Genomic DNA, 20571 nt, shown 5'->3' on the forward strand with positions numbered 1-20571 from the left:
AAAGGTGGAGTGGCTTCGTGACATACGAAACCGCGAACGCCTGACAGTTTCCCCACTTTGGTTCGCCTACTTCCCAAGGCATGTCGCCGAGCATCACCGGTACCGGGCAAGGGCGCCGGCAACCTCTCGTCGTCAGTACTTGAGCCGGATGGATCGTTTCCAGCATGGACGTTCGGGCGCGCACTTTAGGACCGCATGTCCTACATGGCAACCAGAAAATGCCGCCGTTTCGCATCCGATTGTCGCTTGCATGATTGATTGTTTTTTATCCTCAACGAAGCGTCCGGAATGCTGCACAAAACCGCATTCTTGAGCCCCTTCACGGATTTTGCGTTGGCCTCGCCAGGTCGCTTACGTATCCTTCCCCGTCCACTCAACGGACAGACTCAACCAGAAGGAACCGCATGCTCGATCTTGCTGCCAGCTTCATCGTCTTCACCACCGTCATCACGTACCTCAACTACCGCTTCACCCGACTGCCACCGACCATCGGCATCATGGCCACGGCGCTGCTGTTCTCGGCCATCGCCATCGGCCTGTCCGAGCTGGGCTTCCCGATTCTCCATGAGGAGTCCCGCGAGCTGTTGCGGCGCATCGACTTCTCCTCGGTGCTGATGACCTGGTTCCTCCCCGCGCTGCTATTCGCTGGGGCGCTGCACGTGGACCTGCGCGACCTGCACAGCTACAAGTGGCCCATAGGCCTGCTGGCCACCGCCGGGGTGCTGGTGTCCACCCTCGCGGTGGCGTTGCTGGCGTACTACAGCTTCGGGCTGTTTGGCTGGCAGGTGGACTTCATCTACTGCCTGCTGTTCGGGGCGCTGATCTCCCCCACCGATCCCATCGCGGTGCTGGGCATCCTCAAGTCCGCCGGGGCGCCGAAGCCGCTGGCGACCACCATCGTCGGCGAGTCGCTGTTCAACGACGGTACGGCAGTGGTGGTGTTCGCCATCCTGCTGAGCGTGCTGAACCTGGGCGAGGCGCCCACGGTAGCCGGCGTGGCCGGGATGTTCCTGCACGAGGCGGTGGGCGGCGTGCTGTTCGGCGCGGCCCTGGGCTACGGGGTGTTCCTGATGATGCGCAGCATCGATCAGTACCAGGTTGAGGTGATGCTGACCCTGGCGCTGGTGATCGGCGGCGCGGCACTGGCCAACCACCTGCATGTGTCGGCACCGCTGGCGATGGTGGTGGCGGGCCTGATCATCGGTAACCACGGCCGCACCCTGGCCATGTCGGACGAGACCCGCCGCTACCTGGACAAGTTCTGGGAGCTGATCGACGAGATCCTCAACGCCCTGCTGTTCGCGCTGATCGGCCTGGAGCTGCTGTTGCTGCCGCTGACCTGGCTGCACGTCGCCGCCGCCCTGGCCCTGGGGGCGTCGGTGCAACTGTCGCGCCTGCTGACCCTGGCACCGGCCATCGTCCTGCTGCGGCAGAAGGCCCTCGGTCGCCGCCAGGTCCCCAAGGGTGCGGTCCGCATCCTCACCTGGTGCGGCCTGCGCGGTGGCATCTCGGTGGCCCTGGCGCTGGCCCTGCCCGCCGGCCCCGAACGCGACCTGCTGCTGACCCTGACCTACATCGTGGTGCTGGTGTCGATCCTGGTGCAGGGCCTGTCGATCGGCTCGCTGGTGCGCTGGATCTACCCCGGCCAGGCGCCTCGCGGCGAACACGAAGCACACTAGCCCTTTGCAACGGACCGTCGGCCTCTACTGAGGCCGGCGATCCGCTATAATCCCGCGCTTTTCCGGGCTCCCTGCCCGCCCTCGTTTCCAGCCAGGCAAGCACCCATGACCATCCAGGCCGCCGAAGTCGCCAAACGCCGCACCTTCGCCATCATTTCCCACCCGGACGCCGGTAAGACCACCATCACCGAGAAGCTGCTGCTGATGGGCAAGGCGATTGCCGTCGCCGGCACCGTTAAGTCGCGAAAGTCCGACCGTCACGCCACCTCCGACTGGATGGAAATGGAGAAGCAGCGCGGCATCTCCATCACCACCTCGGTGATGCAGTTCCCCTACCGCGAGCACATGATCAACCTGCTCGACACCCCCGGCCACGAAGACTTCTCCGAAGACACCTACCGCACCCTGACGGCGGTGGACTCGGCGCTGATGGTCCTCGACGGCGGCAAGGGCGTCGAGCCGCGCACCATTGCGCTGATGGAAGTCTGCCGCCTGCGCGACACGCCCATCGTCAGCTTCATCAACAAGCTGGACCGTGACATCCGCGACCCCATCGAGCTGCTCGACGAGATCGAGGCGGTGCTGAAGATCAAGGCCGCGCCCATCACCTGGCCGATCGGCTGCTACAAGGAGTTCAAGGGCGTGTACCACCTGGCCGAGGACAAGATCATCGTCTACGTGCCGGGCCACGGTCATGAGCGCATCGAGACCAAGGTCATCGAGAAGCTGGACTCCGACGAGGCACGCGCGCACCTGGGCGACCTGTACGACAATTTCCTCGAAGAGCTGGAGCTGGTGCAGGGCGCCTGCCACGTCTTCGAGAAGGACGCCTTCCTCAAGGGCGAGATGACCCCGGTGTTCTTCGGCACCGCGCTGGGCAACTTCGGTGTCGACCAGGTACTCGATTGCATCGTCGACTGGGCGCCCAAGCCGCTGCCCCGCGCCACCCACGAGCGCAGCGTCGAGCCCACCGAGGAGAAATTCTCCGGCTTCGTGTTCAAGATCCAGGCGAACATGGACCCGAAACACCGCGACCGCATCGCCTTCATGCGCATCTGCTCGGGCAAGTACGAGAAGGGCATGAAGATGCGCCACGTGCGCCTGGGCAAGGACGTGAAGATCGCCGACGCGCTGACCTTCTTCTCCAGCGAGCGCGAGCAACTGGAAGAGGCCTTCGCCGGCGACATCATCGGCCTGCACAACCACGGCACCATCCAGATCGGCGACACCTTCACCGAAGGCGAGGCCCTGGGCTTCACCGGCATCCCGCACTTCGCCCCGGAGCTGTTCCGCCGCGTGCGCCTGAAAGACCCGCTGAAGTCCAAGCAACTGCGCCAGGGCCTGCAGGAGCTGGCCGAGGAAGGCGCCACCCAGGTGTTCTTCCCCGAGCGCAACAACGACATCATCCTCGGCGCCGTGGGCGTGCTGCAGTTCGACGTGGTCGCCAGCCGCCTGAAGGAGGAATACAAGGTGGAGTGCGCCTACGAGGCGATCAACGTCTGGTCGGCGCGCTGGATCGAGTGCAAGGACGAGAAGAAGCTCAAGGAATTCCAGGACAAGGCCTTCGAGAACCTCGCCGTGGACGGCGGTGGCCACCTCACCTACCTGGCGCCGACCCGCGTGAACCTCAGCCTGATGGAAGAACGCTGGCCGGACGTGAAATTCCGCGCCACCCGCGAACACCACTGATTCGCCCCCTCGGCACGGAGGCGCCGCCCGCTGGCGGCGCCTCTGGGCTAGGCTGACAGCCAGCCACCCAGGCGACCGACCGCCATGCTGATCGACACCCACACCCATCTGGACTTCCCCGAGTTCGACGCCGACCGCCCGGCCGTGCTGCAGCGCGCCCGTGCGCTGGGCGTGGTGCGGCAGGTGCTGATGGGGGTGTTCGAGGCCAACTGGGCGCGCATCTGGCACCTGGCCGAGACCGAACCGGACCTGTACGCCGCCTTCGGCCTGCACCCCATCTACCTCGCCGACCACCGCCCCGAGCACCTGGCGGCCCTGCGCCAGCGCCTGGAGGCCCTGGCAGGCCACCCGAAGCTGTGTGCGGTGGGCGAGATCGGCCTCGACTACTTCCTCCCCGAACTCGACCGCGACGCCCAGCAGGCGCTGTTCGAGGCGCAACTGGCGCTGGCCGTCGATCTGCACCTGCCGGCCCTGCTGCACGTGCGCCGCAGCCACGCGGCGGTGATCGCCACCCTCAAGCGCATCCGCCCTGCCCGGGGCGGCATCGTCCACGCCTTCGCCGGCAGCTACGAGGAAGCCCGCGAATACCTGAAGCTGGGCTTCCGCCTGGGCCTGGGTGGCGCGCCCACCTGGCCCCAGGCCAACCGCCTGCACAAGGTGGTGCCACGCCTGCCCCTGGACGCCATCGTGCTGGAGACCGATGCGCCGGACATGGCGCCCTCCATGCACCCGCACCAGCGCAACAGCCCGGAATACCTGCCGGCGATCTGCGCCAACCTCGCCGAACTGATGGGGCTGACGCCGGATGCCCTGGCGGCGGCCAGCAGCCGGAACGCCTGCGAGCTGTTCGGCTGGGCGCCTTTCCCGGGCTGAAGCCCGGCTGCACCTTATCCACAGCACGGAGGGCGCTCCGCTTCAGCACACCAGCCCCCAGGAAACGAAAAAGCCCGCCGGTTGGCGGGCTCTGGCGTGGCACCCTCGATTAAACGCGGAACGCGCCGATCAGTTGCTTGAGCCGCGCGACCAGGTCGGACAACTGACGGCTGGCCTGTTCGGTCTGGCTGGCGCCTTGGGCGGTGCGCTCGCCGGCGCTGTTGATCTCGACGATGTTCTGGTCGATGTCGTGGGCGACGGCGGTCTGCTGCTCGGCGGCGGCGGCGATCTGCTGGTTCTGATCGACGATCATGCCCACGGCGCCGAGGATGTTCTCCAGTGCCTGCTGCACGCGGCCGGACTGGTTGACGGTGCCGTCGGCCATCTGGTGGCTGGTGTTCATCGCCTTCACGGCCGCGCCGACACCGCCCTGCAGGCGGGCGATCATCTGTTCGATCTCCTCGGTGGACTGCTGGGTGCGCTTGGCGAGGGTGCGCACCTCGTCGGCGACCACGGCGAACCCGCGCCCCTGCTCACCAGCGCGCGCAGCTTCGATGGCGGCGTTGAGGGCGAGCAGGTTGGTCTGCTCGGCGATGCCCTTGATCACTTCCAGCACTCGGCTGATGGAGGCGCTGTCAGCCGCCAACTGGTTGATGACGTTCACCGACTGTTCGATCTCGTGGGCCAGGCGCTCGATGCTGCCCAGCTGGGACTCCACCAGGCTGCGGCCGTTGACGGTCTCTTCGTTGACGCTGTGGGCGCTGCCGACGGCGGCCGCCGCGCTGCGCGCCACTTCCTGGGCGGTGGCAGACATCTGGTTCATGGCGGTGGCGACCTGCTCGATCTGGTTGCGTTGCCCGGCGACGGCGAGGTTGCTCTCCTCGGACACCTGCTGGACACGGATGGCCTGGCGCTCCACTTCCGAGACGGTCTGGCCAACCAGTTGGATCAGGTCGTGGATCTTGGCCACGGTGGCGTTGAACACCTGCCCCAGCTCGCCCAGTTCGTCGTGGCTATCGGCCCGGAAGCTTACGGTCATGTCGCCGGCGGCCACCTGGTCGAGCACCTTGCCCAGGCGCTTGAGGGTGGTGCGGGTGGACACGTAGAAGCCGCTGTAGAGGTAAACGATGGCGAGGAAGACGCCCACCAGCGCCACCATCAGCAAGACAGTCTGGACGCGCTTCTCGCCGAGGCGCTTGTTCAGGTCGCTGCGCAGGAATTCCAGGGCGGTGTCGTTCAGCGCATAGGTCTTGTCCATCAGCGCACTGACCTGGTCGTAGAAGGTGGCCCAGGGGGTGTCGAGGGTGTCGGCCATGATCACCTGGTCCTCGAACAGGGTGGCGGCCTCCTTGAGGGTGGCACGGCTGGCATCGGCCTGCTGGCTGAGGGCGGCCTGGGCACGCGGGTTGCCACTGAGAGCATCCTGCAGCTTGAGGCCGTACTCGCTGCCGAGCTTCTCCAGGTCCAGCAGCAGGTCGTCGAGTTTGGTGCTGGCGGCGGAATTGAGGAAGCCCTGGCCGAGGGAGTAGGAACCGATGGCACGCCCCTGGCTGATGCCGGCCGTGATGTCGGGGGTGACGGTTGTGATCAGCTCGGCCACTTGGCGAACGTCGCGCTGGGTGTCCTGGCTGAGACCTGCCTGGCTGGCCACCAGCTTGATGAACACCTGGGCATTGCCGAGGAGCTTCTCGATCATGGCGCTCTTGCTCTGCAGGGAGGTTTCCTTCTGCGCTGCCTGAAGGCCGTTGAGCATCTCGTCGCGCTTGGTGTTGAACTCGGTGACCTGGTCAGCGTCGGTGGTGACCGGTTGCAGCGCCTTGAGCGCGGCGAGCACGTCCTGCTCCACACGGGTGATGCGGCTGTCGAGGTCGCCGGCCTGCCCGGATTGCCCGATCAGGGAGTTGATCAGCACCAGATCGTTGAGGCTTTCCAGGTTGCGCCGCAGGCCCAGGCTGGCATGCAGCAGGTCCAGGCTCTGCAGTTCGTTGCGGGTGCTGAGGAACTGCCCGTAGGACTCGCGCACGAGGAAGTAGTTGGTGACGATCATCGGCAGGAAGAAAAGCACGCTGATAAGACTGAACTTCATGCCGAAGCTGAGTCGATTCATCAGCGCGATGGCCGGATACAGCAGAGTCTTCACACGACGTCTCCTGGCTTGCTTATTTATTGTTATGCGCGTCTTGGATGGAGTCAGGATGGCACGCTGACAGCATGACCACCTGCATCGCCCGACCTGCGGCAGGCCGCTCCGGACATCCTACGCCCGGCGATCAGGGTGACGGGCATCACAAAAGCCCTCCACTCAACGCAGGACCTGTGTACCCGATATCGGCGGGGTGTTCTGTAACTTAAGGTTAAGAACGGCTACAGATCAACGCGGGAATCGCCGTCAGAGGAACAGCGTCCACAAGGCAAAACCCGCATACCAGAGCACGGCGGCCCGGACCAGCAGGTGCCACAAGGCGTCCAGGCTGGCCACGCCCTCCTCGCCTGCGCTGGATTCGGGCAATTCACCGGCAGCACGCCCTGCGATCACCACGAAGCGCTCGGCGGGCATCTCCCAGTTGAGCAGCTCGTGCAACAGGACACGGCTGACGGCGACGAAATTGCCCACCAGGGAGAAGCTGGCGGCCAGTACCCGCACCGGCACCCAATCGAAGGCGTGCCGCACCTGGCGGGCCTGCTCGCGAATAGCGGGGGACGCAGCGTGTTCCTCGGCCAGTGCCAGCAGGCGGTAAGCCAGAGCCGCCACCGGGCCCAACAGGAAGTACCAGAAGATCACCGCGAAGAAGCTCTGGTAGGCCTGCCACACCAGGTACTCCTGTACGCGCATCAGCAGGTCGTCACCCTCCTCCACCTGCAGGCCCAGGTCGCGCTCGGCGACGTGCAGGGCACCCTGGATGTCCCCCCGGCGCCAGGCGTCGCGGAAGGAGCCGAGATCAGCCTGGACATCGCCACGGCCGAGGGCGAACACCACCACCAGCAGGTGAACCGGCAGGGCCAGCCAGCCATAGGCCAGGGGCTGCAACAGGGTCAGCAGCAGCGCCAGGGCCACCAGCGGCAGCACCACCCAGATCCCCAGTGCCAGCCAGGGGCGACCGGCCAGGGGGCGGCTGGCAGCCGCACCGTCCAGTTGCCGCAGCCAGGCGGCATCCCGTTGCAGGCGCTGGCGCCAGTTGGAGAGTTTCTCGATCCACAGCACCAGCAGCAGTACCAGAAAGCTCATGGGGTCATCTCCTTATGCAGCAGGCTGGCGCGCAACCGCGCCCAGTCGAAGGCGGGCCCCGGGTCGGTCTTGCGAACAGGGGCGATGTCGCTGTGGCCACAGACGCGCTCGGGGGTTATGCCAGGGTAGGTAAGCAACAGGCCACGGGCCAGGCGGCCCAGGGCGTCGTACTGGGCATCGCTGTAGGGCAGGTCGTCGGTGCCCTCCAGTTCGATGCCCAGGGAGAAGTCATTGCAGTTCTCGCGGCCTTCGAAGCAGGACTTGCCGGCGTGCCAGGCACGGTCGAGGCAGGAGACAAACTGGGTCACCCGGCCGTCACGCTCGATGAGGAAGTGCGCGGACACCTGCATGTCGGCGATGCCGGCGAAGTAGGGGTGCTCGTCGGCGTCGAGGCGGTTCTGGAAGAACTCCACCACCTTGCCGGTGCCGAACTGGCCCGGGGGCAGGCTGATGTTGTGGATGACCAGCAGGGAGATTTCCCCGTGCGGACGGGCATTGAAGTTGGGCGAGGGGCAATGGCGGGCGTCTTCACACCAGCCGGTGGCGATGTCCGGTTGCATGGCGGCTCCTTGGTCCGCCGACACTCTAGAGCAGCCTGCTGCCGGGGCCAAGGCCCGGAAACGCAGACGCCTGGCCGGGGCCGGGCGTCATGGGTGAAGCGCCTGGATCAGGCCCCCTTGAGCTTGCGCAGGTTGCCAATCACCGACTCCAGAGCCCGGTCGAACAGCAGGGCATCGTCCAGCAGGCGGATGGCACCACGGCGGAACTCCACGGCCAGGCCCATGCGGGTCTTCTCCAGCACCTTCATGCCAGTGCGGTTGACGAAGATGTACTTGCCGGTGGGCTTGATGATCGCTGCCAGCTTGCAGCGGACCTTGTGGTCCTCGTCTTCCTGGAACTCGACCCAACTGCCGACACGCAGGTTGTCCACCTGGTCCAGGGCCTCGTCGCCCTCGGGCAGCGAGGCTTCCGGCTCGGGGGCGCGGCTTTCGCCGGGTGCCAGCAGGATGATCTCTTCCACCACTTCGACCATGGCCGGCGCTTCTACAGTGGCTGCCAGCTCCAGTTCGGGCAGGTCCACGACCAGGGCAGCATCCGCGGCGACCGGCGCATCGGGCTCGGCGACGTCGTCCGCCACCGGCTCCGGCTCGGGGCGCTTGAAGCGCTGGAAAGCCTGGACATGCAGGGATTCCAGCTGGCTGAAGAATTCGCTGGTGGAGAACGGGTCGAACGCGGCGCTGGTCAGCCCTTCGCGCAACGACTTGAGCAGGCCGGGTACCAGCTCCAGCAGGCGCATGCGGGCCTCGGGCGCCTCATGGGGCTCCACGCTCCAGATCAGGTCGTCCATGGTGGCCAGGGTGGCGCGCCATTCTTCGGACTCGGCACCGTGCTTGAGGCAGGTAAGCAGCATCACCTTGCTCCAGGCTTCCTGCAGCAGGCGCACCACCACTTCGGGCAGCGTACGACCCAGCAGGCGCTCGTTCAGGGCCTGTTCCACCTGCTGGCGGGCCAGTTCGGCCTTGGCGCGGCCTTCTTCGGCATCACGGGTGCGCTGCTCCAGCAACTCGCTGCGGCGACGCTCGTCGCCGGTGTAGGCGAGGAAGTCGGACAGCAGCTCGGAGAAGATGCCCGGGTCGTCAACGAAATCATTCAGCAGGCGCAGTACCACCTGTTCGATGCGCTGGTAGAGCACGTCACGCTGGAGGTCGTCCTGCTCGCTCCAGCCCATGGCAGCCGAGGCGATCTCGTTGAGCAGGCGGCGCGCCGGGTGGCTGCCGCGACTGAAGAAGGTCTTGTCCAGCACGGCGACCTTGAGCATCGGGATCTGCAGACGGCCGATGAGGGCCTTGAGCGAATCCGGCAGGGAGCGGTCGTCGAGGATGAATTCGAAGAGCATCGACACCAGGTTGATGACGTCGTCATCCACCTGGCCGACCACACGGGAGCGACCGCTCTTGGCGCTGGCGCGGGTGAGCAGGCTGTCCAGTTGGAAGCGCACGTCGATATCGTCCACCTTCTGGGCGGACAGGTGCTGCTGCATGTGCGACAGCAGGCGCATCAGGTCGTTGCTGGTGATGGGCACAGCGTCGACCGGCACCTCACGGCGGGGCAGGCCGCTGCCACGCACTTCGGAGAGCAGCGCCTGCAGGGCGCCGAAGACTTCCTGCACCTCTTCGCTGGCCATGTCGGCCACGACACCGGAAGCCTCCCCGCCGACAGCGGCGGAACGCACGGCACCCGGGGTGCGGCCCTGGGGACGGCGAGCCGGTGGCGCAGACTTCAGCTCCGGCAGCACGCCGGCGGCGATCAGCAGCTGGTTGGCTTCGGCGTAGAGCTGGTCCAGTTCGGTCAGCACGTACTTTTCGAACAGTTTGAAGATGATCAGCTTGACCTTGATCTCCACGCCCAGGCTGCGGCAGGCGTCGAGGAAAGCCCCGCACAGAGCGCGCGGGCCGAGCGGGTTGGTGCGGTCGTCGATCTTCTTGGTAACGAGGGTATTGATGCGGGTAGTGAGGTGGCCGAGGGCCACGGCGTCACGGCTCATCACCTTGGACACCATGGTGTCCTGGGCGACGGACTCTTCGAGATCGTCGTTCTGGACCAGGCTCAGGCTCTCGAACGACACCGCGTCGAGCTGCGGCGCGCGTCCGATCTCGTACTGGTTGAGGTTGGAGAAGGTCTCGAAGACCTTTTGCAGGAAGCCACGCTCGATGCTCTTGCGCTTGAGGCGCAGGTCGCGCATGGCTTCGAAGAATGCATTCTGCTCGGCGTTGCTGGTCGCGCGGTCGGCCATCTGGAAGAGGGTGTCGTCCGCGTTGTCGAACAGCGCCTGCAGCGCTTGCTTGAGCTGTTGTGCAGCCTTGTCGCGCACCTGGATGAGTGCCACGGGCAGCCTTCCTACCGGCGAAGTTGGCGTTTGCTCGGAGGCGCCCTTGAGAGGCACCACGTTCGCGTCGGTCTGCATAGCGAGTCTCCCGCAGCCGACTACCTGGGACAGGGGATTCGGACTGCTCAGCTACGTCGAAGGATCACCTCAACGTCAAGCCTCTGGCGTCAAATAGAGAAATTCAGACTCATTATAGGGATACTCGCTCTGCAACCAAGGGGACACTTCCTGCAGTTATGACGCATGTCACACAGAACCCAACCCTTGTAGGCACGCGACTGACAGCCGGTGCCGTTCTGAATATCTAGCAGAAAGCCAGCGACCGTTACCACCGCCGCTGCACCGGCGGTCCGCCGGCCTCTATAATCGCGCCATCTCGCAGCGGAGCCTCCCATGCCCAACCTGACCCTTGCCGACCTGAGCGCGGAAATCGAAGCCAACGTACGACGCGCGCTGACCGAGGACATCGGCAGCGGCGACATCACCGCCCAGCTCATCCCCGAGGAGCGCCTTGCCCATGCCACGGTGATCACCCGCGAAGCCGCTGTGATTGCTGGGACCGCGTGGGTCGACGCGGTGTTCCGCCAACTCGACCCGCGCGTGGCCGTGCACTGGCAGGTGGCGGACGGTGATCGCGTCCAGCCCAACCAGCCCCTCTTCCACCTGGAAGGCCCGGCGCGGGCACTGCTCAGTGGTGAGCGCAGTGCGCTGAACTTCCTCCAATGCCTCTCCGGCGTCGCCACCCGCGTCGCTCACTATGTGGACCTGGTGAAAGGCACCTCGGTGAAGCTGCTGGACACCCGCAAGACTCTGCCCGGCCTGCGCCTCGCACAGAAGTACGCAGTAACCTGCGGCGGCGGCCATAACCACCGCATCGGTCTGTACGACGCCTTCCTGATCAAGGAAAACCACATCGCCGCCTGCGGCGGAATCGCCCAGGCCATCGACGCCGCCCACCGCATTGCACCCGGCAAGCCGGTTGAAGTCGAAGTGGAAAATCTGGACGAACTGCAACAGGCGCTGGATGCCGGTGCCGACATCATCATGCTGGACGAGCTGAGCCTCGACGACATGCGTACCGCAGTCACCCTTACCGCCGGCCGCGCCAAGCTGGAAGCCTCCGGCGGCATCAACGACACCACCCTGCGCACCATCGCCGAGACGGGGGTCGACTACATCTCCATCGGCACCCTGACCAAGGATGTCCGGGCGGTGGACCTGTCCATGCGGCTCAGCCTCTGAGGCCCCACCACCAGAAAGCAAAAAGCCCCGCGATTGCGGGGCTTTTTGTTGAGCTGGTGCGGAAACAGGAATCTAATGTCAAAGCTAAAACCCATGTGACTAGGGCAATCTAGCCTTCATTACAGCGATGAAGGTACTCATTTGGGCACTCACCTACTAGCCTTACCCCGCAACGCATGCAAAATCGCTGGGCATTCAGCGAGAGAGATAGAAGGCCTCACCAACAACACGCCACCCAATTTCGCATTGCGAAATTAAATGCTCATTTCGCAATGCGAAAACAGGCATGGGCAAGCCACATGCAGCACAAGGCCAGGATGAAGCCATTCAAAACGAGCCCATTGGTATCGAATGAGAGCAAGGGGTTAAGAGCAGCCACAAATATGCTTATTCACGCTCTCACGACAACGAACAGTGAACGCTTTTTAAAGTTTTCAGACAGCTCAAGCTCTACCTTCATGGAAACATCGCCATCACAGGGGAGCTCTATGAACTCTTGAGCAGCACCATCGTACTGCAATGAAATTATTCGCCCGTAGAGACACTGCTCCGAAGATTTCTCATTAACAGCAAACAGCATATCCCCCACAGAGACTCTACGAGAACCGCTGTAATCAGCCTGCAGAGCAACACCCTCAAAACCAATCACCTTAATTTTCGGAAAAATACAATCAGGCTTCCCTAATGGAATCTTCGACGAGACCTCAAAAATATACTGCCAAAGATGCCCCTCAACAACTTCAGCGACAGCCCAAACGTAGGCAGCAATCAATCTAACCCTAAAGTTTGTCAGCTCGGATGATTCAATTTCGTCAATTCTAACACCGTGTGCGATTTCATTCCTTCTTTGCGCCAAATCATCCAACTCAGCAGTTAGAAGTGAGACTAAAACCTTGTGACTAGCGTCCTCCTCCAGCCCATGCCTACCACAAAGAGCAGCCAGCAAAATCCGATTACTTAGACATTGCCTTGATATGGCATCAATTCCTATTCGTGAAAATACTTCATGTATGGTGTCATAACGAAAATTCGAAGTATGGCTTGTAAACGCATCATGATTTACCTTTAACTCACCCTGCTCACTTAAAAAGTGATTCATATTACTCACAGCATCACTGAGCCTTGCTTTCCTATCCGCTTCAGACCACCCCTTATTTTTTTGAATTTTATTGATCAAGTCCATGGAAAGTCCAAGGTGATTTTTTCTTACGGCAACCGGTAGCTTGCCATATTCGGGACAAACCTCAGACACACGCTTCAAATACTCAACAATTACTTCTTCAACAAATCTTTCCAAGTAACCATAGATAGAAATGATTGCATTCTGATAAGAGAAAATCTTTGTCCTGAGCGCTGAACCACCCACCACCCCTTCAACAAATTTTCTGAATTCGACCTCAAGCTCAGAACCTCCCTTACACAACCTCAATCCATCCCTGAAAAACAACTGGCTTTCCTTTTCGTAAGCCAGATGCGCAAGGAGCTTTTCGACACTTGAGTTAAAGTCATCCAATGAGCGCAGCATTTAGACAAACCTATCAAAGAACTCATTAAATTTTGAGTCTCTCTCCTCTAGAGCAGAAGGATTGGTATTTCTACCCTCAAACTTATCGTAATTCACCTTGTAAAATTCGATTAGCTCATCGCAAATTTCCTCTCTACGCCCCACCAGTATATCTTTACTTGAAAGACGCTCGCTCAGCGACATCATCATTGGATCATAGACTGCCGTGGTAGGCCTCTCATACCACCCCCACCCTGTTTTTCTTTGCCTATACAAATAAAATGCAGAATCACCAAAAATGTCATATGCAAGCTTTATTGTGTCTTCAAACAACACCTCGAACCTAGTTAAAACCTCATCAGGAAAGTAGTTTCCCCTCTCAAGAAAGAAGTCCAAGTAAGACTCCAAAGACCCCTTTTGAAGCTCCTTTCTTTGCCTATACGCAAAGAACCTCAATACCAACTCAACATCAGCCATTGTCTTAAATAGCTTATTGCCAGCCCGTTCGGAATGGACAAGGTCTAAGCCATTGCCATCCCGCGGAATATCCCACATATCACACAGGTAATTGTTTGATGACAGCTTGATGCAAAGACGATTTAATCTCCCATCGTAGTTGGCATTCCTTTTCTCTTGAGGAGTCAACTTCTCCCCCCCACTATTAATTCGGTCAAAAACCATCTGTTTTAAAACTTCGGCTTCCTCTTTACTCTTTGCAGTCTCATGCAACAAAATAATTGAGGAAATATAGCGCCTATCTACACCCTGCTGAACAAGCATTGGCAAGTTACTGTATTTCTTACCATTCAACTCAGGCCACTTAGTCAAACCCTCAAGGGCAAACTCATCCTCGTAGAATGAGGAAATAGCCGTTAGGCGTTGCAAACCATCCATCACTTCGTAATTAGAATATTCATACTCATACAAAAAAATGGGGGGCAAAGGCACGTTCATTATCAGCGACTCAATCAGTTTCGATCTCTTCGCATTATCCCAGCGATGTCGCCGCTGATACTCCGGATTCAACTTGTACTGCTCACTATGAACCATTGCAGATATGGTATTGAGTGGATAGCGTGCCTGCTCAGTCACGATCCTAATCTCTCCATCCCTGTATTTTTTATTTATTTCTTCGTCTGACAGAGTGACATTGCCTATCACTTCGCGCTCAGGAACTATTAATTCACCGTCGAACAATCCCATACATAACCCCTCCACACAAATCCTAATATCAATTCATATCAACTATAAGCTATGTTGCTAGCTTAGCGATACATTATGTGAGCCCAACAAAAGTCAGCCCATGAGTTAAACAACACTCTATTAACACACAACAGTACTTGCCTACTAGGCCAACCACGTAAAGTGACACCTACAATCGCCCTGTCATCGCAGGCTACTGGCCTAATGTTAACAACTCAAGGAATTCGGCGTCGCGATTCAGGATAATCACGCACTACGCACAACTCGACCTGAGTATCGCCACAAAAATCACCGTGACTGGTAGCCCCTCCAATCAGTTCACCCCCTCCTCAATACCAATCTAGCAAAACCTTTCGAGTCTTTTAAACGGTTGTTTTACGGACACGTACAGCTACCTCTCTCGACGCCCAATAGTCAGCGCTTACGATTGATTTAAACTCGTCTTTAAATCAAAATACGTAAACCCTCCATGCTGACGAGAATTCGGACAATGAAGATTGGGTACGCGCGAGTATCACGGGATGATCAGCAGCTCGATCTTCAGCATGACGCGCTGACCGCTGCCGGTTGCGAGCGGATCTTCAGCGACAAGATGAGTGGTGCCAAAGCATCGCGCCCCGGCCTTGATGAAGCGCTGGCATTTGCAAGATCTGGCGATGTTTTGGTTGTCTGGCGGCTTGACCGCCTGGGCCGCTCGATGTCCGAGTTGCTGCGCCTCACTGCCAACCTCGAATCCACTGGCGTGGGCCTGGAAAGCCTGAAGGAACAGATCGACACCACCAGCGCTGCCGGCCGCCTGGTTTTCCATGTTTTCGCTGCGATGGCGGAGTTCGAGAGAAACCTGATTCGAGAACGCACATTTGCCGGCCTCGAAGCGGCACGTGCCAGGGGGCGGCAAGGCGGGCGGCCTGGTGTGCCGCCAGAAACGATTGCTGCGATACAAGCCCTGGCAGGTGATCAGAATCGTACGCCCGACGAGATATGCAAGGCGCTGAGGATCAGCCGAAGCACCCTCTACAAGTATCGCCAACAGGCCAGCAAAGCGTGATCGAAACCGAACTGGAGGTGCTCTATCTTGGCGCGCTGCTGCTCTTGGTTGACTGCATTTGTTGCCTCATCGCTGCGTTTCGCAGAACCCCTATGCTTGGGGCAATTGCCGGGGGCGGCACTGCCGGCGCGCTCGCCCTCGTTCTGCTCACCAGGATTATTCCTTTTCCTTTGGCGGCAATCGCCAGCCTCATCATCGGTGGCGTGATTGCCTGGATGAAAGCAACGTCTCTCGTCCCCAGTGATCAGACTGTTCACGGGAGCTTGGGGGGCGACCAAAACACCGAGCTGTGAGCGAATAGCAACGCTTTAGCCTTTCACCGAAAGCGCCGATAGTGAGGGACTCATGCGAAACCGAGAGCGCACCTATAGCGGATGCCCTGTGCTGATGGCGACACAGATTGGGCCCTATCTGGATCAAGGGGCCGTCCCGAGCTTCGCGGAATATCTGGAGGTGCCGCCTGGCAAGGTCGTACGCAAGCGCGGATTCTGGCTGAGGCCTGGTTATCGAGTACATCACACGGCGATGCTGTTCTTGATCAGCACCGATGTGTACGCGATGAACGTCGACGACTTCTACGAGCGGCGGGATCAGATCCATTGCTACTTCAGCCACAAGGCTGGCACAGCCTATATCGGCAGGGTCGAGCATCCGGGTGAGTCTCAGCTGCTACTGCACCCGCTACTGCCCGATTTGCACGAGCCTCTTGATATCCAGCTCAACGAGCTGGCTTACGTAGGACGCGTGATTTCTGCCATCTGAGGTGCTCCATGCTTTTAGGAATCCAGGCGGAGGATTACCGCCAACGCAGGGCGAGGCTGCTAGGCCTACCAGAGCACGCAACTGATGTAGACGTGCATTCGCACATCATCAACGGCATCCCTGTAGCTCACTTGGCAACGCTGCTCAGGAACGGTGACATCACTGTAGCTCACTTGGCAACGCTGCTCAGGAACGGTGACATCAATGCCCATGCGTGTGAGCAAGTCACGCCAGCCCTTGGGCAAAAGCAACGCCCAACAGACAGAGTTACGGTTCCGGACGCTTCACCAGATAATCGACTGTCTGCAGATGAGAGCGACCGACTCTTTCGCGTCGTGCATACGATCGTGGTGGCCGAGATCCTTTTTGGCTCTCGTGATAAGGCGCAGCGCTGGCTCTCGAAGCCCCAAGACAGGTTCTCCGGCAACTCGCCAATTCAGATGCTGATATCTACGGCAGGGGCCTGGCTCGTCGAGGAACTGCTCACACAGCTGGCCGAGGGTTTCGTTTTGTAGTCAGTGCGGCCGGCCGTGGATCGATGGATGACACACCAAGACGCGGATTTCGCTTCACTGCCGACAACACAAACTCTACAGCCGGGATCGACACGTAAACCCGATCTCACTCCTACGCTGAGCGGCCATTTTCAGGTCTCGGTGTATCACCCTATTTGTCTACCCGTAATAGTCTCGCACTGATTTTTGAGCGTGCAGCGTGTGATACAGGGACCGCGTGCAACGTGTGATACACCAACAGCGTTCAGCCTGTGATACAGCGGCATTTATGCCGCCTAAACACGGTAATTCGGCCAGCCTCGAAGACATTTATCGACAGAGCAGCCCTGGTAAGCGAAGAGCCGCGCTCAGGCGCGAGCAAGACAGCTGCTGGCAGCCGAATTGATGGCAATCATTGGCAATGAAAGCCAATCATTGCCAATGATTGCCATCTAATTACTTCCTGAAGATCCACAATTGCGCCATAACCTGCCAATCATTGCCATTAAATGGCAATGATTGGCAGGTTATCTCCGTAACACTATGAGATCCCGCCGTGCATTACCTCATTCTTGAAGCGACTGCTGATCCCCGAGTTCGACGGAGTACCACCTAGCTATCGATGACGACGCTAAGGGGTGGGCAAGTACAGGCCGCGAGAGACTGATTCACACAGCGCGTGACAGTAGGCTTGCGGACACAGATGTCATGGGTGAGCTGATCTCTCAAGAACGAAGAGCCATCCTTCCCTAGCAGAGCGAGTGCGTACGCAATCAATCTCGCGCAGCACCCAGCAAATCCGTTCCCGCATCCTTCTTCAGCAACTCGTAGACAACCGTCAAGAACACATCCCGCATCGACTCGTCGCTGAGCAGCTTGGTCGCCATGCTGGTGTGGCTGTTCATGGCGGCGGCGATGGCGGAGATGGCTTTCGTGGGCAGGTCGGCCTTCATGGCCTGCTCCATGGTGTTGTTCTGCACCTGGGCCATCACCACGCTGTCGGCGCGTAGCTTCTCGGAAACGTGCACGGCAAACGCCACCTGGTCGGTGTCGGTGATGTCCTTGCCGAAGGCGTTGTTGAGCTTCTCGATCAACTCGGTGAGGTACTTCTTCTCGCGGTCACGGGCATCGCGCAGGCCGTTGTCGGTCATACCGTAGAGTCCAGGCGTTTCCGCCTGCACACCAACGCCACTGAGGTTGCCGCCCTTCTTGATCTTGTAGTGGCTGAGCTTGAGGTCGCCGAGATCCACCTGCTCCGCCGTAATGCCCCTGAGCCGCTTACGCAGCAGGCGGGCATAGCTGGCGAAGGCCTCCAGGCTCGGGTCGCCGAAATCGATGAGCTGGGCGATGTATTCGTAGCTGCGCACGAACTTGGTCAGGCTCTCGCTGAAGATCATCAGCTCGTCGCGGGCCTTGCAGTACTCCGAGCGCTGGACGTCGGCGTACTCCATGTCCTTGTCGTTGCCCTCGTCGTGGGCCTTCTCCCAGGCCTTTTCCCACTGGTCGATGGCGTCGTTGAGCGTCTTCAGCTTTCCGTTGAAGCGGTCGGTGGGTGCCTGGGTCAGCGAGAACAGCTTCTGGTGCGTCACCTTCGGATCGACGATGGCATCGCCGAAGGCCTCCACTTCGGCCTGCTCGTAGATGAACATGCCATCCAGACGCTGCTTGATGTCGTAGACGATGTTCGGATCCTGGATGTCCGCCACCTGGGCATCGCGGTAAAAGGTCTTGAACGACGCGAGAATCTCTTCGGCTTTGTTGGCGAAGTCGATGACGAAGGTCTTGTCCTTGCCGGGGAAGGTGCGGTTCAGGCGCGACAGCGTCTGCACCGCCTCCACGCCGGATATCTTCTTATCCAGGTACATGGCCACCAGCTTGGGCTGGTCGAAGCCAGTCTGGTACTTGTTGGCAACGATCATCACCCGGTAATCCGGGGTGTCGAACACCTTGCGCATATCGCGGCCATGCAGGCCGGGGTTCAGGTTGGTTTCACTGAACTGGTGATCCGCCGGCAGACTAGGTGCTTGCACATCCGTGTTGGGCACCTCACCGGAGAAGGCCACCATCGCCTGCACGTTGTCGTAGCCCTTGCGCTTGCAGTAATCCTCCAGCGCCAGGTGGTACTTCACAGCCGCCGCACGCGAGCTGGTCACCACCATGGCCTTGGCCTGGCCACCGAGCAGGTGCGCCACGTTCTTGCGGAAATGCTCGACGACCAGCTCGACCTTCTGCCCCACATTCACCGGGTTGAGCGAGAGCCACTTGGCCAGCTTGCGCCCGGCGCTCTTCTCATCCACGCGCTTGTCATCAACCATCTCGCTGCCGATTTTGAACGCCACCTCGTAGCTGGTGTAGTTCTTCAGCACATCGAGGATGAAGCCTTCATCGATGGCCTGCTGCATGGTGTAGAGGTGAAACGGTGCCGGCGGGTTTTCTGTGCTGACGGGCTGCGCCGGATTGCGCGGGCGGCCGAACAGGCTCAGCGTCGAATGCTTGGGCGTGGCGGTGAAGGCGAAATAGCTGGCATTTTCGGGACGCGAACGCGAGCTCTGCCATACGGACAGTCGCTCCTCCTTGGAAAGCTTCTCCCACTCCGCCTCGCTCTGCCCGGTTAGCACATAGCGCAGATCGTCCGCTGTGCTGCCCCCGGTAGAGCTGTGCGCCTCGTCGATGATGATGGCGAAGCGGCGGTTACGCAGGCTCTGTTCGCCAAGGATGGCCTTCTGCGCATAAGGGAAGGTCTGCAGGGTACAGACGATGATCGGCACGCCATCCAGCATGGCCTTGGCGAGTTGCTGGCTCTTGGGCAGGCTCGATTGCTGGCGGTCGATGGCGCAGACCACGCCGGCCTGGTGCTCGATCTGCTGGATGGCGTCCTGCAGCTGCTGGTCCAGCACCTGCCGATCGGTCACCACAATCACGCTGTGGAAATACGGCTCGCCATCCGGGCGGCGCACGCGAATCAGCGAATGCGCGGTCCAGGCGATGGTATTGGTCTTACCCGAGCCGGCACTGTGCTGGATCAGGTACGGTTGCCCGGCCCCCTCAACCCGCACCGCGTCGATCATCTTGGTCACGCCTTCCCACTGATGGAAGCGCGGAAAGATCAGGCCTTCCTTGAAATAGGTCTTGCCGTTGACGTCCTGGGCTTCCTTGCGCTCCTGCAGCACGAAGCGGTGGAAGATGTGCAGCCAGTTGTCCTTTTGCAGCACCCGCTCCCAGAAATAGCTCACCGGGTAGTGGCCGTTCTCGCCCGGCGGGTTGCCAGCAGCGCCATCGTTACCCCGGTTGAACGGCAGGAAGAAGGTCGAATCCCCGGCCAGCCTGGTGGTCATGCGGATGTCGCTGTCGCTCATGGCGAAGTGCACCACCGCGCCTCGCTTGAAAGTCAGCAGCGGCTCCAGGCCGCCACTCTTGCGCTCAGGTCGGCGATCCATGCGGTACTGCTGCATAGCGGCCTGCACCGACTGGGTGAAATCGGTCTTCAGCTCCACCGTAGCCACCGGGATGCCGTTGATAAAAAAGGCCAGGTCGATCTCGTCAGCCTTATCCAGCGAGTAGCGCAGCTGCGGCACCACACGCAGGCGGTTGGCCGCATAGCGGGCAATGACAGTGTCGTTGCGCTCGTCCTCAGGCAGTGCTTGGCTCATAGCCAGAGTGCCGCCACCCGCCACGGCAAAGCCATAACGCAGCACATTCACCGTGCCGCCATCGACCTTGTTCTCCAGCTGCTTGGCCAGGCGATCCAGCACCACATCACGAGTTCCGACGCCATTCATGGCAAGGATCTTGGCCATAGCCTGCGGCTGGCTGTCTTCCAGCCAACCCAGCACATCCTCGGGAAATAGCGCCCTTCCCTGGTCATAGTCGGCAGACTTGCCCACCCGCCAGCCGGCAGCCTCAAGCTGCTCGACGATATGGCGTTCCAGTTCGCATTCGTGGTGGATGTGGCTCATGGTCATTC

General features: G+C 60.5%; 15 protein-coding genes and 1 pseudogene. 8 read left to right on the plus strand and 8 right to left on the minus strand.

Translation table 11 applies throughout. From position 1 onward, the window contains the following. Positions 1-404: 404 nt before the first annotated feature. The 3 genes from A7D27_RS21495 to A7D27_RS21505 all read left to right on the plus strand — a co-directional run bounded on the left by A7D27_RS21495 (position 405) and on the right by A7D27_RS21505 (position 4241). Positions 405-1679, plus strand: coding sequence for a sodium:proton antiporter (locus A7D27_RS21495; protein ID WP_069566036.1), 1275 nt, complete (start codon positions 405-407; stop codon positions 1677-1679). A gap of 105 nt (positions 1680-1784) precedes the next feature. After that, positions 1785-3368, plus strand: coding sequence for a peptide chain release factor 3 (locus A7D27_RS21500; protein ID WP_069559806.1), 1584 nt, complete (start codon positions 1785-1787; stop codon positions 3366-3368). An 84-nt stretch (positions 3369-3452) separates the two neighbouring features. Beyond that, on the plus strand, positions 3453-4241 hold the full coding sequence (locus A7D27_RS21505; protein ID WP_069566037.1) for a TatD family hydrolase: 789 nt from the start codon (positions 3453-3455) through the stop codon (positions 4239-4241). 109 nt (positions 4242-4350) lie between these two features. Here A7D27_RS21505 and A7D27_RS29230 read toward each other — a convergent pair whose 3' ends face one another. The 5 genes and pseudogenes from A7D27_RS29230 to A7D27_RS21525 form a co-directional block, all read right to left on the minus strand. After that, positions 4351-5064, minus strand: coding sequence for a methyl-accepting chemotaxis protein (locus tag A7D27_RS29230; RefSeq protein ID WP_371914828.1), 714 nt, complete (start codon positions 5062-5064; stop codon positions 4351-4353). A gap of 144 nt (positions 5065-5208) precedes the next feature. Further along, positions 5209-6348: pseudogene (locus A7D27_RS29235) on the minus strand (HAMP domain-containing protein); the annotation flags it as partial. Positions 6349-6630: 282 nt separating this feature from the next. Continuing rightward, positions 6631-7467, minus strand: coding sequence for a regulatory signaling modulator protein AmpE (gene ampE / locus A7D27_RS21515; RefSeq protein WP_069559809.1), 837 nt, complete (start codon positions 7465-7467; stop codon positions 6631-6633). After that, the gene (ampD, locus tag A7D27_RS21520) at positions 7464-8027 is read right to left on the minus strand and encodes a 1,6-anhydro-N-acetylmuramyl-L-alanine amidase AmpD (RefSeq protein ID WP_069559810.1); all 564 of its coding nucleotides are present in this window, start codon (positions 8025-8027) and stop codon (positions 7464-7466) included. The genes ampE and ampD overlap by 4 nt, the downstream gene beginning before the upstream one ends. Before the next feature lie 107 nt (positions 8028-8134). Then, the gene (locus A7D27_RS21525; RefSeq protein ID WP_069566039.1) at positions 8135-10432 is read right to left on the minus strand and encodes a DUF1631 domain-containing protein; all 2298 of its coding nucleotides are present in this window, start codon (positions 10430-10432) and stop codon (positions 8135-8137) included. 315 nt (positions 10433-10747) lie between these two features. Here A7D27_RS21525 and nadC point away from each other — a divergent pair, with 315 nt between their 5' ends. Then, positions 10748-11596 carry a carboxylating nicotinate-nucleotide diphosphorylase gene (nadC, locus tag A7D27_RS21530; RefSeq protein WP_069559812.1) on the plus strand — a complete coding sequence of 283 codons (849 nt, stop codon included), beginning with the start codon at positions 10748-10750 and terminating at the stop codon, positions 11594-11596. A gap of 391 nt (positions 11597-11987) precedes the next feature. Here nadC and A7D27_RS28090 read toward each other — a convergent pair whose 3' ends face one another. Together A7D27_RS28090 and A7D27_RS21535 are read right to left on the minus strand one after the other, a co-directional pair. Further along, positions 11988-13121, minus strand: coding sequence for an MAE_28990/MAE_18760 family HEPN-like nuclease (locus tag A7D27_RS28090; RefSeq protein WP_139134157.1), 1134 nt, complete (start codon positions 13119-13121; stop codon positions 11988-11990). After that, positions 13122-14303 (minus strand): DUF262 domain-containing protein, encoded by a 1182-nt coding sequence (locus A7D27_RS21535; protein ID WP_069566040.1) that lies wholly within the window; start codon positions 14301-14303, stop codon positions 13122-13124. A gap of 490 nt (positions 14304-14793) precedes the next feature. Between A7D27_RS21535 and A7D27_RS21540 the strand changes: the two genes are divergently transcribed. The 4 genes from A7D27_RS21540 to A7D27_RS21555 all read left to right on the plus strand — a co-directional run bounded on the left by A7D27_RS21540 (position 14794) and on the right by A7D27_RS21555 (position 16628). Continuing rightward, positions 14794-15351, plus strand: coding sequence for a recombinase family protein (locus A7D27_RS21540; RefSeq protein WP_069566041.1), 558 nt, complete (start codon positions 14794-14796; stop codon positions 15349-15351). Next, the gene (locus A7D27_RS21545; protein ID WP_069566042.1) at positions 15348-15644 is read left to right on the plus strand and encodes a hypothetical protein; all 297 of its coding nucleotides are present in this window, start codon (positions 15348-15350) and stop codon (positions 15642-15644) included. The genes A7D27_RS21540 and A7D27_RS21545 overlap by 4 nt, the downstream gene beginning before the upstream one ends. Before the next feature lie 94 nt (positions 15645-15738). Beyond that, entirely contained in the window at positions 15739-16113 is a 375-nt protein-coding gene (locus tag A7D27_RS21550; RefSeq protein WP_240923003.1) for a hypothetical protein, read from the plus strand. 92 nt (positions 16114-16205) lie between these two features. Then, complete coding sequence (locus tag A7D27_RS21555) at positions 16206-16628, plus strand: antitoxin Xre/MbcA/ParS toxin-binding domain-containing protein (protein ID WP_240923004.1); 423 nt, start codon at positions 16206-16208, stop codon at positions 16626-16628. A 752-nt stretch (positions 16629-17380) separates the two neighbouring features. On the opposite strand, the gene A7D27_RS21560 is transcribed toward A7D27_RS21555, so the two are convergent. Further along, entirely contained in the window at positions 17381-20563 is a 3183-nt protein-coding gene (locus A7D27_RS21560; RefSeq protein ID WP_069566045.1) for a type I restriction endonuclease subunit R, read from the minus strand. Positions 20564-20571: the final 8 nt, after the last annotated feature.

This window comes from Pseudomonas sp. 1D4 (assembly GCF_001728925.1).
GTDB classification, from domain to species: Bacteria; Pseudomonadota; Gammaproteobacteria; order Pseudomonadales; family Pseudomonadaceae; genus Metapseudomonas; species Metapseudomonas otitidis.

Excerpts from the sequence above, each read along its gene's own strand:
- A7D27_RS21540 (WP_069566041.1), top strand. The coding sequence starts at position 14,794 with ATGAAGATTGGGTACGCGCGAGTATCACGGGATGATCAGCAGCTCGAT.
- A7D27_RS28090 (WP_139134157.1), bottom strand. The coding sequence starts at position 13,121 with ATGCTGCGCTCATTGGATGACTTTAACTCAAGTGTCGAAAAGCTCCTT.
- ampE (WP_069559809.1), bottom strand. The coding sequence starts at position 7,467 with ATGAGCTTTCTGGTACTGCTGCTGGTGCTGTGGATCGAGAAACTCTCC.
- ampD (WP_069559810.1), bottom strand. The coding sequence starts at position 8,027 with ATGCAACCGGACATCGCCACCGGCTGGTGTGAAGACGCCCGCCATTGC.
- A7D27_RS21500 (WP_069559806.1), top strand. The coding sequence starts at position 1,785 with ATGACCATCCAGGCCGCCGAAGTCGCCAAACGCCGCACCTTCGCCATC.
- A7D27_RS21550 (WP_240923003.1), top strand. The coding sequence starts at position 15,739 with ATGGCGACACAGATTGGGCCCTATCTGGATCAAGGGGCCGTCCCGAGC.
- A7D27_RS21495 (WP_069566036.1), top strand. The coding sequence starts at position 405 with ATGCTCGATCTTGCTGCCAGCTTCATCGTCTTCACCACCGTCATCACG.
- nadC (WP_069559812.1), top strand. The coding sequence starts at position 10,748 with ATGCCCAACCTGACCCTTGCCGACCTGAGCGCGGAAATCGAAGCCAAC.
- A7D27_RS21560 (WP_069566045.1), bottom strand. The coding sequence starts at position 20,563 with ATGAGCCACATCCACCACGAATGCGAACTGGAACGCCATATCGTCGAG.
- A7D27_RS21525 (WP_069566039.1), bottom strand. The coding sequence starts at position 10,432 with ATGCAGACCGACGCGAACGTGGTGCCTCTCAAGGGCGCCTCCGAGCAA.
- A7D27_RS21505 (WP_069566037.1), top strand. The coding sequence starts at position 3,453 with ATGCTGATCGACACCCACACCCATCTGGACTTCCCCGAGTTCGACGCC.
- A7D27_RS21535 (WP_069566040.1), bottom strand. The coding sequence starts at position 14,303 with ATGGGATTGTTCGACGGTGAATTAATAGTTCCTGAGCGCGAAGTGATA.
- A7D27_RS29230 (WP_371914828.1), bottom strand. The coding sequence starts at position 5,064 with ATGAACCAGATGTCTGCCACCGCCCAGGAAGTGGCGCGCAGCGCGGCG.